Origin of the sequence: Kiloniella litopenaei (genome assembly GCF_000982415.1) — a bacterium.
Lineage (GTDB): Bacteria > Pseudomonadota > Alphaproteobacteria > Kiloniellales > Kiloniellaceae > Kiloniella > Kiloniella litopenaei.
The window spans coordinates 434,107-449,903 of sequence record NZ_LANI01000003.1 but is presented as its reverse complement, the minus strand read 5'-3'; the positions used below and the strand labels follow the sequence as shown (position 1 = coordinate 449,903).

The following is a 15,797-nucleotide window of genomic DNA, read 5'->3' as shown; positions in this document are numbered from 1 at the left end:
GACAGCTTATGCGACGCCCTACAGAAATCGATGCACCATACTGACGTTTTATACAGCATGAGAATTCTTATGAAGATTTTTCAATACATCTGGAACGGGTTATGGGGCGTTATTTAAAATGGGCGCGGGAAATGAATAGATTAAAAGTGGAAGGTGGAATTTACTTTATTGCATTCCTTCTTTGTATACCGCTTGCGAACTGGATGATTGGCAATGTCGGTACTGTTTGTGTGCCTGATGGCCCCTGCCTGTTGCCTGTTGGTCCCGACATTATGGCCCCAAGTGGTGTTCTGATGATTGGGGTGGCGCTTGTGCTGAGGGACATGGTGCAGAGACGCTTGGGAAAGAAGTGGGCGTTGATCGCAATATTTATGGGGGCCGCTCTTTCCGCTTATGTTGCTCCTGCTGCACTGGTTGTTGCCTCTGCTGCTGCTTTCCTGCTTTCAGAACTTGCGGACTTTGCCGTTTATACACCGCTACAAGAGCGCCGATTAGTACTGGCAGTATTTGCCAGTGGTGCCGTTGGATTGGTGATTGATAGTGTTGTTTTTCTACAACTCGCCTTTGGCAACCTTGATTTTTTACTCGGGCAGGTGCTGGGTAAATCATGGATGATTTTGCTGGCATTACCCTTGATTATCTTGCTTCGGAAAAGAGATCAGCGTCTAGGGGTATGCCCTGTATAATTCTTGATCAGGCACCTGATTAGGGTAATCAGGTTTGTACAATAAAGTTTGCCGAGTGTTGAGTTTCTCTATTTCTTTTCGTTGCCAAAAAATTTGTCCAGAACAAACAGGCTAAGTGCCACGGAAGGCCCGATCAAAACGGCGAACAGCACGGTGCCGAGGCCGACGACACCGCCGAGGGACCAACCGATGATCACGGCCGAGAGTTCTATACCGCTTCTGATCCATGCAATGGGAAAGTTTGTCTGTTGTTGCAATCCGGTCATCAGGCCGTCTCTGGGGCCGGGACCTAGGTTGGCGATCAGGTAAATGCCACTACCAAGGCCCGTTACCAGAATACCCAAAAGGGTGAGCAGGACCTGGGATATATAGGCATCTGGTGTCGGGAGGTAGGGCAGGGCAAATTCCAGCACGAGGGCAATAATAATGGCATTCAGGATGGTGCCAATACCCGGCACTTGTTTCAGCGGCCACCATAGAATCAGTACGGTGATGCTGACGAGAAAGGTCGATAAACCGATGCTCCAACCGGCCTGTTGGCTGACACCCTGTGCCAGGACTGTCCAGGGGCTGACACCCGTTCCCGCAGCAATCAACAGGGCCTCTCCAAGACCAAATATTGTCAGGCCGACAACCAACAAGATCACGGTGACCAGGTCAGGTCGCAGGTTCAATGGCTTGGGTGAACTCCAAGACAGGGTTGGGACCCCCTTGACAGAGAGGAAAGAAAGACGAGGAAAAAGTTTCATGAAAGTTTCAGTGTCACGTTAAGCATTGAGAAGTTTTGCGTCATTGATCCGTCATGGCAGACGCTTTGTCATTATTACAGGCTCTTTGATCATAGGCCACGTATAAAGGGCGAGCGGCGCAAGTGAATTTGCTCTTTTGCTGCCGTAATAATGTCCAATAATTTATCCCGGTCTCTTGGAAGGTTGCCCGCTAATGGTAAACAGTTCGATGCATGGTTGGATCGAAAAATAACCGGTTTTGGTGGGTTCAACAGCTTGAGCAGCTGTTCCTGTTCCAGAAGAATGGCATCGTCATCCTGAAATTCAAACCCGGCTTCCTGCTCTGCCATGAATTCATCAATGGCGCCTTCATCCAGTGTAAGTTGCAGGGTCGAGAGATAGGTCGGCGGATGATTGTTGATCAGCTGTGCGGTACTTGCAATATGATCTTCCCACCCTGCACGTCCGGCAAGGCCGAGAATTACCGTGGCGGATACTTTCAAGCCAGCTGCATTGGCATTATCCAGTGCCATGCCGTGGGTCTTGTGCGAGGCACCTTTGATCACGCGCTTGAGGACCTGTGTCGAACCTGATTCTATGCCCATATAAACCAGGCTGAGTTTCATGGTTTTCAGTTCGCGCAGCTCATCAACTGTTTTATCGATCAGGTTTTTCGGCGTGGCATAGGCCGATACTCTTGTCAGTCCAGGAAATGTTTCGTGGAGTTTGTTTAAGATCGCACGCAGATTATCCATCGACAGGGTCAGGGCATCGCCATCCGCAAGGAAGATACGGCTTGCCGTGGGCCATTCGTGCGCGGCTTGATCGATATCTGCTAATACCTGATCCAGCGGTCTGGCCCGATATGTCTTGGTTTTGTACATGGAACAAAAGGTGCAGTAATTGGCCGAGCACCCAAGCGTTGCCTGTATGATCAGGTTGTTCCCTTCACTCGGAGGGCGATAGAGCGGCATATCGTAATAGATGGTTCATCCTCCAAAAGGGGTATTCTTGCGAGATAAATAATTCTCGCTACACCTTGTGAACTAGTTCATTCGACAAAATTATATGTATCGGGTGTTTCGTCAAGTTTGTTGAGAACTATAAAACAAGCTGTTTTACAGCAAACACGGCCTCTGAATTAAAAAATCGATCGTGGTTATCTAGGTAAATTAAGAGAAGATGCTGCTTGATTTATAGCTCCGGGATTTATCGGTTCCGAAGACGTGCCGATTGTAAATTACTTACTAGGTTCTCTTTGTATGCTATAGAGCATCACCATATTTACATGCTCTCCGTCCGGGGAGAGTGGTACAAAGATTGTCTCGTCACCAACGATGATACCGTTCGCGTTAGGCATATCCATATCGTCAAAGACAATTCCTTGATTTACGATGGCATGGTGGTAATTTTGCCATGTATCCTCCCAGGTGGTTGCATGAAAGTGTTCTCTGACACTATCGCCTGTCGGATCTTTGCCCCGCACGGCAACTTCGTTTGTTCCAACGAGACGATAGGTCAAATCCAAGGTTTTCTGATCAACATCGACCAAAGTGATACCAGGCAAAAATTCCACCATATCGATAGGATCAAAATCACTCCGTGCTGGGATGACGTTGTTCTTACATTTAGATTTCCACATATTGTAAAATGCGGCAATCCGGTCGTCACAATGATCCAAAAAACCTTCGTCAAAACTTGGTGTGTAAAATTTTTTTGGTTTTGCCATTTAATGCTGTTTTTCCACAATAAACCTAGAATACAAGAGAGATACGTTGCAAATTTTGACAATGATAATGCTGTAAAGAGGTTAAATATATCTTCAAATAGCCATACAAATTTGGAGGGATGTAGATTAACGGTTGATGACCTTCCTGCTTCACGCTTTGATATGGAGCGGAAATATTTAAATCATAGATGTCGATAAGCCAGATTATTGGTCGGATAATATTTGAGGGTTGGTAAATGATGGATGAAGAACTTAAAACGGCTGAAGCCTTGATCGATAAAGGGATCGAATTCGCGGTTGCCTACGGTTTTCAGATAATCGGCGCCATCATTGTTTTGATTATTGGCCTCAAGGTAGCGGGCTGGATTGGTGGCAAGGTCACGGGACTTTGCCTGCGTAAAGAATTTGATCAGACGCTGTCCGGTTTTATCGGGAACATTGTCAAAGTTGTTTTGATCGCCTTTGTTATTATCATCACCCTAGGCAATTTCGGTATCAGTACGGCCCCTTTGATTGCCTTGGCTGGGGCAAGTGCCTTTGGGGCTACCTTGGCGATACAGGGGCCTTTGTCTAACTATGGTGCCGGACTTTCCATTATTCTTACGCGTCCCTTTACCATCGGCGATACCATTATCGTCAAGGGGGGAAGTGGTGTCGTGCACGAGGTTAAGTTGGCCTATACCCAGTTGATCGGGGAAGACAAGGAATTGATTACAATTCCGAATAAACGGATTGTTGGTGAGGTCATTACCAATTCCCACAGCAACCGGATTGTTGAAACCCGTATTCCTCTTGCCGGGTCTGTTGATGCCGACCGGGCTATCAATGTGTTGCGACGGGTTTTAGACGGGGATGATTTGGTGCCCAATGATCCCCGTGCCCAGATCGGGGTGCATGATTTTACCTATGGCGGAATTGTCATTGGGTTGCGGTATTGGGTCCCCAGTCAACGTTATTATCAAGAACGCTATCGTGTGAACACGGCTTTGTTGAGTGCTCTTAAGGCTGAAAATATAGAACTGCTTTCTGGTGGCACCGCAATTGCTGTGAACGATACGTCTGCTGACCTGGAAGAAATGTCGTGACCCGATTTGTCCGCAAGGGCGTCTTTTTCATCGGTTATGTTTTGTCTGGTAACGGTCGTTTGGTATTATAAAACGTGCCAAAACCCGGTTAGTTTAATGGACCGTCAGACTGTTCCTAATCCTTGGAAGGTGACTGACGCCCTGAATCAGACAGGCGATCGATCTTGTTTTCCAGATTTTCAAAACGATTGATCAGTGTGCGAAGATCTTCGTGGGTGATGTTCGCCATTTCAGTAATTTTGTCATCAGTCTCTTCATGAGATGTCTGCATGGCATCGACGATAATGCCGATAAAAAGGTTCAGCACTGCAAAGCTGGTGATGATGATAAAGGGAATAAAGAAAATCCAGGAATGGGGGAAAATCTCCATTGTCGGGCGGACAATTCCCATGGACCAGCTTTCGAGGGTCATGACTTGAAACAGGGTATAGGCCGAGGCTGATATTGTTCCAAACCATTCCTGCATATTAGGGTCGGGGTGTTGACCAAAAAGTTTGGTGGTTAGAACGGCAGCAACATAAAAGACGATGGAGAGCACGCCGACGACTGAAAGCATACCGGGCACAGAGGCAACGATTGCGCCAATGACCCGACGCATTTGTGGAACGACTGAAATTAGGCGTAGAACACGCAAGATACGCAAGGCGCGAAGTACTGCAAAGGGACCGCTGGCAGGAACCCAGGCAATGGTGACAATAAGCAGATCAAAAATATTCCACCCAGATTTAAAAAAATCTACGCGATATGCCAAGAACTTGAGTGCAAGTTCCAGAGAGAAAACGACGAGAATTGCTTTGTCGGCCCAGTAGAGAAGCGTGCTCTGTGTGGCTGTCAGGCTAGAGCTTGTTTCAAGCCCTAAAGTCACGGCATTAACCAAAATCAATGACGTTATTACCCAGGTAAAGGTATTGCCTTCTAAAAACGTGCGCAACTTTGTGTTTGAAAGGCTTGTGGTCTTAGCCTTTGTCTGGGGTGTGTCTTGCGTCATTTTATCCAAGGTCATTTGATGTCGTGCTTAGCTGTTGCAGTCAGGTTGTTGTTCGGGTTCATTACTTAGCGTAACAAATCTTTTGGTCAAGAGGTTGCTTTGGGAAATACGCGCTAAATCCCTGGGAATATTTATCCGGATGTTGACCCGGCATTAATAACTAAAAACATGCTTTATTAACCAAAGTGTGTTAGGACAAAATGCAATAAGAAAAATAACACTATAGTTACATCTGGTTGAAATCATTGTTTCATAAGAAATAACACTCCACCATAGATTAAAAGATCTGTTGGATCCGTTGGTGCAAAAGGGTAGTGGGGGTAGTTTCGGTAATGTTGGCGTTCGGTAACCCCGAAGAGGAACTCGGGGCAGAGCTTGGGGTAGAAGAATTTGTTCTTGGTCGGGGGGCCGATTCTAGAAGATATGTTCTGCGCACGCTTGTGCCACGTTTCATTGCGACTATTTCTTTTAATGGGCAATCTAAAACCAACAGTCAGCGGGTCCAGGTTTCCGATGTGGTTTGGTGGGATGATGAGCCACCTTCCAATGAAGTGGATGACTTGCTGGCAAGGGCTTTAGCCTCTGTTCTGGAGATTGAACAACAGAGAGAAAAAGCGATAGAGCAGAAAATTAGCGATGCCTTGATCTTGGCTGAAGAGCGCTTTGATATCGAACGGCACAATTTCCGCGATATCGGGGAGAGATTGGAAGCGCAAGCAGAAGAACTGGCAATTATCGCCGAAGAGCAGCAGCTGAATATTGAAAAACGAATTGAAGCTGAAAAAGCGCTCCGCTTGTCTGAAGAACGTCTTCAAATTCAGGTTTCAGAGCTGATTGATAGCGAAGAGCGTATGGCGGCACAGGCGCAGGAAATGGTCTGGCTTGCCGAGGATCTACAGGCGGCCGAGCAGAAGATGAAATTCTTGGCCAACCACGATGCGTTGACTCTATTACCCAGCCGTCGTCTTTGTTTGAAATACCTTAAGGATATTTTGGCCGAAGATCGACAAGGGAACGGGAAAACAGCAGTATTCTTTATTGATCTCGATGGGTTTAAGGCGGTTAATGATACGTTGGGGCATGAAGCGGGGGACGCCATTCTTGTTGGCGTAGCAGACCGCATTCGGGCTCTTTTGGCCCCCGAAGACATGGCTGCGCGTATCGGTGGGGATGAATTTATTATCCTGCTAAAAGAAGTAACAGATCGGGATGGTGTCAAAGTGCTTGCGCAAACCTTAATTGAGCAATTGAATGTGCCCTTTGTACTTGATGGTGAAGAAGCTCGGGTTGGAGCATCTGTCGGCATTGCCTTCTCCGTCGATGATGGCACTACTGCCGAGCAACTGCTGAATTGTGCTGACAAATCTATGTATGAGATCAAGAAGAAAGGCAAAAATAACTTTGGATTTTTCTCTGATCTTTAGTTCTGCTTGTTTATATAAACCTGAATACAAAAACAGGCTCCCTCTCTACAAAGGGAGCCTGTTTGCTATGAGCCTTCACCCAAATTAGGTACTTTAGTTAGCTCTCTCGCACTGTGGACAAGAAGCTCTGCACCTCGGTGCGAAGGTTCTCGGCCATAGATTGCATTTCCCGCGACGATTGCAGCAGGTTGTTTGCTTCGGCACTGACCTGTGATGATGCTTTTGTCACCACTTCAACATTGCTCGATACCTCTTGTGTACCCGCCGCCGCTTTTTGTACAGAGTTTGAAATTTCTTGTGTTGCGGCACCTTGTTCTTCGATGGCAGCCGCGATTGCGTTTGCAAACTCGTTCATACGCTCAATCGTTGAGCTAATGTTGGTAATCTCCTGGACTGATTGGCTACTTGCGCCTTGAATTCCATCAACCTGTGTTTGGATGTCACCTGTTGCCTGATCAGTTTGGTTTGCCAGTGTTTTCACCTCAGAAGCAACAACGGCAAAACCTTTTCCGGCATCACCTGCTCTTGCGGCTTCGATCGTTGCATTCAGGGCCAAGAGGTTGGTTTGCCCGGCGACGTCAGAAATTAACTTCACGACTTCGCCAATGCGTTGGGCGGCGCCGGCAAGCTCGGTCACTGTTCCGTTGGTTCTATTAACGCCATCGACAGCTTCTCCGGTCACTTGAATTGATTGGGTTACCTGAACGCCAATCTCACGGATGGCTGCTGACAACTCTTCGGTTGCGGCTGCAACTGTCTGCACATTTTGGCTGGTTTCAATCGCGGCGTTTGAAACAGCTTGTGTCCGCGCGTTGGACTCTTCCGCACTTGCCGTTAGTTGGCTGGCCACATCTTGTGTGTTTGTTGATGCCTGTACAACGGCTTCAACGATAGACAGAACCGATTGTTCAAATGAATCTGCCATTTTGTTCAACGTTTCCCGTCGATCACGGGCATGTCGTTCTGTGGCCTCTTCGTTTTCTTTCGCTAAACGTCGCATTTCTATTGCATTGGTTTTAAAGACATCTACCGCCTCTGCCATAGAACCTATTTCATCTTTTTTATCGCTGCCTGGAATCTCAACATCAAGATTCCCGCTTGCAAGCTGTGTCATGGCATCCGTCATACCCAACACCGGTTTGGAAACCCATTGGCGAACCAGAATGCCAAGGAGACCCATAATGGCGAGGACCGCAACGATTGCTGTTATGATCGATGTGATCCTAAAATCAGTCAGTGCTTGAAAAGCAGCATCACGATCAATTGCGAGCCCGAGATACCAATTAACTGTGGGGAGGCCGTCTACCTTGAAGAAGGCAAACATGGTGTCGCCATTGCTTTCAGTGAAGTCAGACGTTTCGGTACCCACTGTCGGTGTATTCTCTGGAAAAGCTTCTGCGATGGGTTTTAACGTCCATTCCTTATCGGGGTGAATGAGAATAGTGCCCTGATCATTGACGAGAAATGCATAACCAATACCACCAAGATCCACGGAACGCACCAAATCCCCCAGAACTGTGATTTCAATGTCACCGCCCGCAACTCCAACAACATTACTACCGTCAATAACCGGGGTTGTTACCGTGACAATCAAATTACCGGTAGATGCATCTTCGTAAGGCTCGGTCAAGGTACTGGATTTTGCGTTAACAGCATCTTTGTACCAAGGCCGCTCTCTTGGATCATAGCCCTCAGGCAATGGATCGTTCGGGAACATGGTCATAGTACCGTCTTTACTGCCGAAGTAGGTGAACATAAAAGTGTTGTTCAGCACCTCTCGATCAACAAATGTTCCAATGTTTTCAGAGGCCGGATTTGAAAGAATATTTTGCCCCACATTTTCAATAAGGGCCTGGCGTCCACCAATCCAGTTGGAAATCCCTGCTGTAGCTAAGGCACCGGTTTCATTGACGTTGGATTTCAAGGATGTTCGAATTTCGTTATTTTGATTGATGTCAAAATACAAAATAAAAGCAGAAAATGTGACAACAACAATCAGGGCTGCTGCTGCTAAAATTCTGCTTCCGATGTTAAAGGACATAGTTCCAATCTCCTAATAACCAATATTTTCAAGTTTCTATCGGCTGCTGGAAGCTATTATTTATTGAATGTATAAAAAAAGTGATAAAATTTTGTAATTAAGTGTATCTGATCTTTTTTACGAAAATAGTAAAGGCGTTGTTGGTTTCTTGTTTCGTCGAAATTTGTTTTCTTTTTTTTTGTTTTAGTTGTTTGGGTTAACTGTATCTTATTTATGATTTATTGTTTATAACCGCGCAAAGATACCAGCCAGAGACGGGCAGGTTCATTATCTTATAAAAAACAAGGGTTTTATCTATTGCTTCGTTCAGAGCAATAGCCTGATTTTCTTGGATCTCAAGGGGCTCAGTTTGAAAGATATCTATGAGAGAATTGTTTGATAGTTTACTGTTGGGGTGTAGCAACACTTTTCCATTCTGATTCACAATAAAAAACTGATCTATTTCGGTATATGTTTCTGAAGTTAATATACTGACTAATGGGCGGGTATTGATATCAACGCCAAAAACGCCAAGGAACTCAGTATCCTTTAAAACCGGAGTGGTGAGTGTTAGCACAAATTCCTCTGTACCGGCGTCTTGATAAGGGTCGGATAGCGTCGTTGTCATGGCGGTGCGTGTTTTTAAATACCATGGACGACGTCTGGGGTCGTATCCTTTGGGTAGCGCCAGTTCGGGAAACATCGTCATGTCCCCGTTGCTACTCCCAAAATAGCTAAAAAAGTAACTATCGTCCCAAGCGATGTTATTTAAAAAGGACCTAACGCTTTCTGGATCAGGGGCGGTGCTGATTGCGTGTTGAAAACTTTCAACAAGAAGCTGATGCTCTCTTACCCATTTTGAAATTTTCAAGCTCTTTGCATAACCTGCTTCTTTGATGTTCAAAGGTAGCTTGTGAAAAGCCTCCTCATTCGATGAGGCGCTAGATAAATATGTAAGCTGTACACAGACGAATACAAACGCTGTTAAAATTGATGTCTTAAATCTAGCTCTGAAAATCATTGGTTCTTTCTTTCGATTTTTCTGGATGCTACCCGATATTATCAAAATGACATAAAAATTCACCTATTACGAGAAATTGCGAGGTGTCTTTGTTTGGGGCTGTATTTATTGTTCTCTCTGCTGATTTTGAGAAAAGCTCAAGAGAATCAAATTATGAATATCTTTGTTCTGTCGTTATGTATTTTCCGCCATTTGAGGGAATACAGAACTTAGACGGTTGGGAAGGGGCACGCGTTCTGACGGGCCTGTTCAGTGGTCAGAATGTTTTTTATGTTTCCCCCCGCGTCACTGGTGAAGAATTTTTCCGGAGCAACAAGCCAGTATCCTCGCTCTGATGTTAGAGATTTATCATGGAGCGGAACAAGGGCGCCACCTTCAATCAAATCTTGAATTATCTGTGTCCAGCCCAGAACAATTCCTTGCCCTTGAAGTGCTTGGTGTATGGCCAGACCGTGATTTGTGACTGCGATACTATCCGAAGGTAACTTAACATCCGGGGCAAACTCTTTTTGCCAGTCCGACCAGTCAAACCACCTTCGCTCAGTATCTTCCAGATGAATAAGGGGAGCCGTCGTTAGTATTTTTTCAGGTGTATAGGGGGTCAACTGTTCTGCCAGAAATGGTGCTGTTACCGGAAGCACGTCTTCAGAGATCAGTTTTTCACATTCATATCCGGGCCAATTACCGGTTCCAAACAAAATAGCGCAATTGACTTGGTTCCAATTGATATCGCGTTCTTTGTCTATGGTTGTGATTTTTATCGACAGATTTTTTGTTTGTTCTCGACAGTCATGCAAGCGTGGAAGGGTCCAATAAGCGGCAATACCGGGGTACGTTGCGAGATTAAGCTTCTTTCTGTTACTCCTGTCGCGGAGATTACGACTAACTTCCGCAATTCTTCCCAAAGCCTGAGAAATTTCCAGATAATAGGTATCAGCTTCGCTGGTTGCGGTAATCAATGATCCTTTCTTGATAAAAAGTTTGATGCCAAGATCCTGCTCTAACAACCGGATTTGATGGCTGATTGCCGGTTGCCCAACATTCAGTGTTTCTGCTGCCCGCGTGTAACTGCGAAGACGATAGCAGGCTTCAAAAGCTCTCAAAGCTTTTAGAGGGGGCAAATCACGCATTTTATTATCAAAAAAATTGATGATGGTATGAATCTTATAAGCCTTCACAGGTCCAAGTGCATCTGTTTTCTTTCCGGCTAAGGCAACACGTTCTGAAATTTTTGAGCTTCGGGCTTTATATACTAGGAATTAAATATCATGACTTCTGTACCTGCGCTTTCGCCTGTACCAACGCTTTCTCCGGCAACACGTGTGCGGCGGACCCCCTTTTCAGACAGAGTAGAAGCCTGTGGGGTTACAGCCTATACGGTTTATAATCACATGTTGTTAGCGACAGTTTTTCGAAGTGTTGAAGAAGATTACAAACATCTTTGCCAAGCCGTACAGATTTGGGATGTAAGTTGTGAACGACAGGTCGAGATCAAGGGGCCTGATGCTGCCCGACTTACACAATTGATGACTTGTCGCGATTTATCGAAAGCAAAATATGGTCAGTGTTTTTATGCTCCACTTGTCGATGAAGACGGCGGAATGGTCAATGATCCAATTATTTTAAAATTGGACGAAGACAGGTTTTGGTTATCCATTGCTGATAGCGATGTGATGCTCTGGGCAAAAGGACTTGCCCGAGGCTACAATTTGGATGCGAAGGTTTTTGAAGCGGATGTATATCCCCTTGCTGTTCAAGGGCCTAAAGCTGAAGAGGTAATGGCTACGGTTTTTGGTGACAAGGTTCGCGACATCAGGTTTTTCCGCTTTGAAAAAATGGCATTTGAAGGCCATGAAATGGTGGTGGCACGTTCAGGCTGGTCAAAACAAGGTGGTTTTGAAATCTATCTGGACCGAAAAGAACTTGCGCTTGAGCTTTGGGATCAAATCTGGGCCGCAGGACAGGCATTCGATATTCGAGCAGGTTGCCCAAACGCTATCGAACGGGTGGAAGGCAGTCTTTTGTCTTATGGTAACGATATGACGATGGGAACATCCCCCTTTGACTGTGGGTTAGGGAAATATGTAAACCTTGAAGCAGATATTGATTTTGTTGCCAGAGACGCTTTGCAAAGAGAAATAGATCAAGGTTTGCAAAGGACGATATGCCATTTGTTGTTTTCCGAGAAACTTAACACAGGTGTTTTTGAAAACTGGTCCGTGTTCGATAAGGCAGAGCAACAAATTGGCAAGCTGACATCGGGTTGTGATTCTATCAGACATGGTGCTTTTCTTGCAATTGCAACGATTGCCAAGGAGTACTGGCAAAATAATGAAACGGTTTTCGTACAGACGCCCTTTGGTTCTCGTGAAGCTCGAATTGCTTCTTTTCCGATGGAATAGGGTTTGCCATTTCTCATAAGCCTTGTGAAAATTCTCTCTTTCAGTTGTTCACAGGGCACAGTACTCTTCGGTATTTGATTATGTCGCCGGATCTGGCTGTAAGTCCGGTGTACAAACTTACAAACTGGCCACTTTAGATTGGTAAGGAATAATTATGTTCAAAGCTCTTGTTGTTGATAGATCCGAAGAAGGTATTGTCAGTTCTGAGATTCGAGAGCTGGAGAATAGCCATCTTCCAGTTGACGGTAATGTAACTGTGGCGGTTGAATATTCCACTGTGAACTACAAAGATGGTCTTTGTATAACCGGTAATGGCGGCCTAGTGCGTAATTATCCTCATATTCCGGGAATCGATTTTGCCGGGACGGTCGAACAGTCTGATGATGCGCGTTATAAAGCTGGTGACAAGGTAGTCTTGACGGGATGGCGTGTTGGCGAAGCTTGGTGGGGTGGTTATGCCCAAAAAGCGCGGGTGAAGGCAGATTGGTTGGTTCCATTACCTAGTGGTTTAAGCACAAAACAGGCAATGGCAGTTGGAACGGCAGGATTTACGGCAATGTTGGCTGTTATGGCCCTTGAAGACCATGGTCTAAAACCTGATCAGGGGGAGGTTCTTGTTACAGGGGCCGCGGGCGGTGTTGGTTCTGTCGCAACCTCTATTTTGGCTAAGCTAGGCTATCGTGTTGCCGGGGTCACAGGGCGGCCTGATACTGCGGATTATCTTAAAGACCTTGGTGTAAGTCGAATTATTCCCCGGGAAGAATTGAACGAGACAGTAAAACGTCCCCTTGAGAGTGAAACCTGGTCCGGGTGTGTTGATGCCGTTGGTGGAGCAATGTTGGCGCGTGTTCTGGGACAGATGAAATATGGTGCTTCGGTCTCTGCCGTAGGTCTTGCTGGTGGGGCGGCATTACCCGCAACGGTTATTCCCTTTCTGCTCCGTGGTGTTAATCTTCTGGGGATTGATTCGGTTATGCAGCCTTTCGAAAATCGTCAAAGAGCCTGGCAACGTGTTGTTTCTGACCTGCCATTGGGGAAACTCGAGAAGATGATACAGCATGCTACCCTTGATGATTTGCCAAATCTTGGATCTGCGATCTTGAAAGGGGCCGTTCAGGGGCGCGTGGTTGTCGATGTTAATGGATAGGCCCGAAGCTCCTTCTTTTGATGACTTAACGCTTGATGATGCACCCGAAATTTACAACCTGATCGAGAGTCTTGCCTGGACGCATGTTGTCAAAGACCTTGAGATTATGCTTGAGGTCGGTGTTTTTCTGGGTGCTCGTGATGCCAAAGGTAATCTCGTCGCGACTGGTGCTCTTTTCCCCTATGGCAAGGACTTGGCGTCAATCGGTATGATCATGGTAAGCCCGGAAAGCCAGAAACAAGGCTATGGTCGGGCCGTAATGGATGCGCTGCATAATCATGAAATCGCACAGGGGCGCACGTTATGTCTTGTCGCCACTGAAGAGGGGGAGCCACTTTATAAGAAATGTGGATATGCTGTTGCTGGGCGAATTAGAAAATTTTTTGGATCTTCTGATCAGTTTCTAAAAGAGATCTTGGTATCTGAGCTTTCCACGGGGCTAAATGATACAAACCTACGAACGATGTTTGAATGTGATCTGGACAAGGTCATCGCTATGGATGCGCAGGCGATTGGTGCAAATCGACGCCGTCTTTTTGAAAAAAGGTACGCGCAGGCTGATTATGCCGTTGTTGCCGAAACCCAAAAAGGTGAGATCGTTGGATTCCTGATGGCCACGCCGCAACGGGGACAACATCATTTGGGGTCAATGGTTGCGCCTGATAGTAAAACTGCCTTGGCTATGATTAGGTATATGGCAGAACGGTCTGATAAAGAATTGCGCATTGATGTTCCAGAGCGACAAGAAGATCTACATAAGCAGCTTCCTTTATTGGGCTTTAAGCTGATCGCTAATCCACCCGCGATGATCCGTCACCAGAATGTTTTTCCTGGTTGTCGTGAACGATATTGGTCGTTAATGAGCCAAGCATACGCTTGAGAAAGCTGACCATAAGAATAATTCAAAAATCATAGACTGTGAAACGGTATGTTTGCACAGTCTATGATCTTATTAGGACTTCAGTATGTTTTTTCGGTTTGAACGTGACAGGTGGTGCCCGGGCTGGGGGTGGCGGCGCTGGTCGATCGTGGGATATTTCTGATAGCTCAACCCAATTCCCCGCTATAGCAAAGCTTGTTTGGTATAGAAGGGGATCATCGACAGGTAGAGGAGCAAGGGTTACCGAAGCCAATGAGCAAGCAGGACAGGAAATATCCAGCGTACTTTCAATTGGTTCGCCATCATCTCCAGAGTTTAATGAAAGAACTCTGAGCCCGGTTGGTGTACAGATAACAAAAACATCTTCTGAATTGATATCCGGATTTTGTGGCGGGTTAGCCCAACTCTGTTCCAGCGGAATAAGGATTTGCAAGCATAGAGATACAATTGCCGTGAACGCAAAAAATGCACGACGAGACAAAAAGCGGGGTGAGAGGCCGCTCTTTTTTTGTGTCGCTCTTTTAACGTTTCTTTTCACGTGATGCTCTATGCTTTTCGTGTCGTTGTTACGATTGAAAATGATAAAGAAAAGACCTTCCAATCATTTTCACGTAAGATTTTACTCAACATCGCGTAACAAACATTGATATTGATCAAATGTGCGAACATCTTCTGGTATTATGGGGATGTTTCTGCGTAAAACGATTGCCCTAACTGTCCGTAAGCCTATTTCGCGAGTAAATTTGTTGGAAAAGAATACTAAGTCGGTGCTTTGCATTGGCGCGGCCCACTGGGATGTGCGCTCTGAATGTCACACAACCGTTCGACAGGGGACGTCAAACCCGGTCACTGTTTCACGTTACCCCGGTGGGGTTGCGCATAATGTCGCGATGAACCTCAACAGACTTGGTGTAAAGGCCGGATTGCTGAGTTATTGGGGTCAGGATGTGGCCGGCGATGCCTTGGAGCAGCAGTTTGTTGCGCAAGGTCTTGATATCCTGACCTTACCCAGATCGGAAACCTTTTCGACAGCAACCTATACTGCTGTTTTACAGCCCGGCGGCGAATTGGCTTTTGGTCTGGCTGATATGGAAATCTATGACCATGTCAGTCCAGCGATGTTTGCCGGACTAGAGGAGCGTTTGGCTTCCTATCCGATCTGGTTCATCGACACGAACATGCCTGTTTCTGTTTTAGAGGCTCTTTCCCGTCAATGTGGTTCTGACCCGTTTCTGGCGGCTGATGCTGTTTCTGTTGCAAAGGCGTCCAAGCTTAATTCTATTCTGAAGTATTTGGATATTCTGTTCTGTAATGTGGATGAAGCAAGTGAGTTGGTCGGACAAACGATTGTTTCAGAAGAGGACATTGTTAAAGCGGGTTTTGCACTTGTGAACAAAGGGGCAAAAGCCGTTGTGATCTCGGCGGGAATGAAAGGTGCTTATATATTCGAAGCTGAAGACTTTAAGCATTTTCCGGCGATTGAGGTCGAAATTACGGATGTGACAGGGGCGGGTGATTCGTTGATCGCCGGTACCCTTAGCGGCATCGCCGAAGGATATAAGCCGGATGTTGCCCTGAAACGGGGCATTAATGCGGCAAGTATTACCGTAAAAGATCAGGGCGCGACATCTGAGAACTTGCGGGATCTTTCTTTGGGCGTTATTGGCTCTTGAACTCTTAAAAATAA

The 15,797-nt window shown here is 46.1% G+C and carries 15 protein-coding genes; 7 read left to right on the top strand and 8 right to left on the bottom strand.

Annotated elements, in window-relative coordinates:
- Positions 1–131: 131 nt before the first annotated feature.
- Positions 132–686: a VUT family protein gene (locus tag WH95_RS06200; RefSeq protein WP_046504666.1), complete on the top strand. Its 555-nt coding sequence runs from the start codon at positions 132–134 to the stop codon at positions 684–686.
- 68 nt (positions 687–754) lie between these two features.
- Here the strand turns inward: WH95_RS06200 and yczE are convergent, their stop codons facing one another.
- The 3 genes from yczE to WH95_RS06185 form a co-directional block, all read right to left on the bottom strand.
- Complete coding sequence (gene yczE, locus WH95_RS06195) at positions 755–1,435, bottom strand: membrane protein YczE (protein ID WP_046504359.1); 681 nt, start codon at positions 1,433–1,435, stop codon at positions 755–757.
- An 89-nt stretch (positions 1,436–1,524) separates the two neighbouring features.
- Positions 1,525–2,388, bottom strand: coding sequence for a radical SAM protein (locus WH95_RS06190; RefSeq protein ID WP_046504356.1), 864 nt, complete (start codon positions 2,386–2,388; stop codon positions 1,525–1,527).
- A 266-nt stretch (positions 2,389–2,654) separates the two neighbouring features.
- Entirely contained in the window at positions 2,655–3,143 is a 489-nt protein-coding gene (locus WH95_RS06185; protein WP_046504353.1) for a PAS domain-containing protein, read from the bottom strand.
- 236 nt (positions 3,144–3,379) lie between these two features.
- Here WH95_RS06185 and WH95_RS06180 point away from each other — a divergent pair, with 236 nt between their 5' ends.
- Positions 3,380–4,228, top strand: a complete 849-nt coding sequence (locus WH95_RS06180; protein WP_218044450.1) for a mechanosensitive ion channel family protein — start codon at positions 3,380–3,382, stop codon at positions 4,226–4,228.
- Positions 4,229–4,343: 115 nt separating this feature from the next.
- On the opposite strand, the gene WH95_RS06175 is transcribed toward WH95_RS06180, so the two are convergent.
- Entirely contained in the window at positions 4,344–5,231 is an 888-nt protein-coding gene (locus WH95_RS06175; protein ID WP_218044449.1) for an ion transporter, read from the bottom strand.
- 317 nt (positions 5,232–5,548) lie between these two features.
- Between WH95_RS06175 and WH95_RS20460 the strand changes: the two genes are divergently transcribed.
- On the top strand, positions 5,549–6,640 hold the full coding sequence (locus WH95_RS20460) for a GGDEF domain-containing protein (protein WP_052741832.1): 1,092 nt from the start codon (positions 5,549–5,551) through the stop codon (positions 6,638–6,640).
- 97 nt (positions 6,641–6,737) lie between these two features.
- Here the strand turns inward: WH95_RS20460 and WH95_RS06165 are convergent, their stop codons facing one another.
- The 3 genes from WH95_RS06165 to WH95_RS06155 form a co-directional block, all read right to left on the bottom strand.
- Complete coding sequence (locus WH95_RS06165) at positions 6,738–8,681, bottom strand: methyl-accepting chemotaxis protein (protein WP_046504352.1); 1,944 nt, start codon at positions 8,679–8,681, stop codon at positions 6,738–6,740.
- 211 nt (positions 8,682–8,892) lie between these two features.
- A complete protein-coding gene (locus WH95_RS06160; protein ID WP_046504350.1) occupies positions 8,893–9,681 on the bottom strand; it encodes a PDC sensor domain-containing protein in 789 nt (262 codons plus the stop codon).
- A gap of 209 nt (positions 9,682–9,890) precedes the next feature.
- Complete coding sequence (locus WH95_RS06155) at positions 9,891–10,811, bottom strand: LysR family transcriptional regulator (RefSeq protein ID WP_046504655.1); 921 nt, start codon at positions 10,809–10,811, stop codon at positions 9,891–9,893.
- Positions 10,812–10,949: 138 nt separating this feature from the next.
- Here WH95_RS06155 and WH95_RS06150 point away from each other — a divergent pair, with 138 nt between their 5' ends.
- The 3 genes from WH95_RS06150 to WH95_RS06140 all read left to right on the top strand — a co-directional run bounded on the left by WH95_RS06150 (position 10,950) and on the right by WH95_RS06140 (position 14,110).
- A complete protein-coding gene (locus WH95_RS06150; RefSeq protein WP_046504348.1) occupies positions 10,950–12,083 on the top strand; it encodes a dimethylsulfoniopropionate demethylase in 1,134 nt (377 codons plus the stop codon).
- A 154-nt stretch (positions 12,084–12,237) separates the two neighbouring features.
- Positions 12,238–13,230, top strand: coding sequence for an MDR family oxidoreductase (locus WH95_RS06145; protein WP_046504346.1), 993 nt, complete (start codon positions 12,238–12,240; stop codon positions 13,228–13,230).
- On the top strand, positions 13,217–14,110 hold the full coding sequence (locus tag WH95_RS06140; RefSeq protein WP_046504342.1) for a GNAT family N-acetyltransferase: 894 nt from the start codon (positions 13,217–13,219) through the stop codon (positions 14,108–14,110). The genes WH95_RS06145 and WH95_RS06140 overlap by 14 nt, the downstream gene beginning before the upstream one ends.
- Positions 14,111–14,171: 61 nt before the next feature.
- Here the strand turns inward: WH95_RS06140 and WH95_RS06135 are convergent, their stop codons facing one another.
- On the bottom strand, positions 14,172–14,648 hold the full coding sequence (locus WH95_RS06135) for a DUF2946 family protein (protein WP_046504340.1): 477 nt from the start codon (positions 14,646–14,648) through the stop codon (positions 14,172–14,174).
- Between the two features lie 148 nt (positions 14,649–14,796).
- Between WH95_RS06135 and WH95_RS06130 the strand changes: the two genes are divergently transcribed.
- A complete protein-coding gene (locus tag WH95_RS06130) occupies positions 14,797–15,783 on the top strand; it encodes a carbohydrate kinase family protein (protein ID WP_046504337.1) in 987 nt (328 codons plus the stop codon).
- Positions 15,784–15,797: the final 14 nt, after the last annotated feature.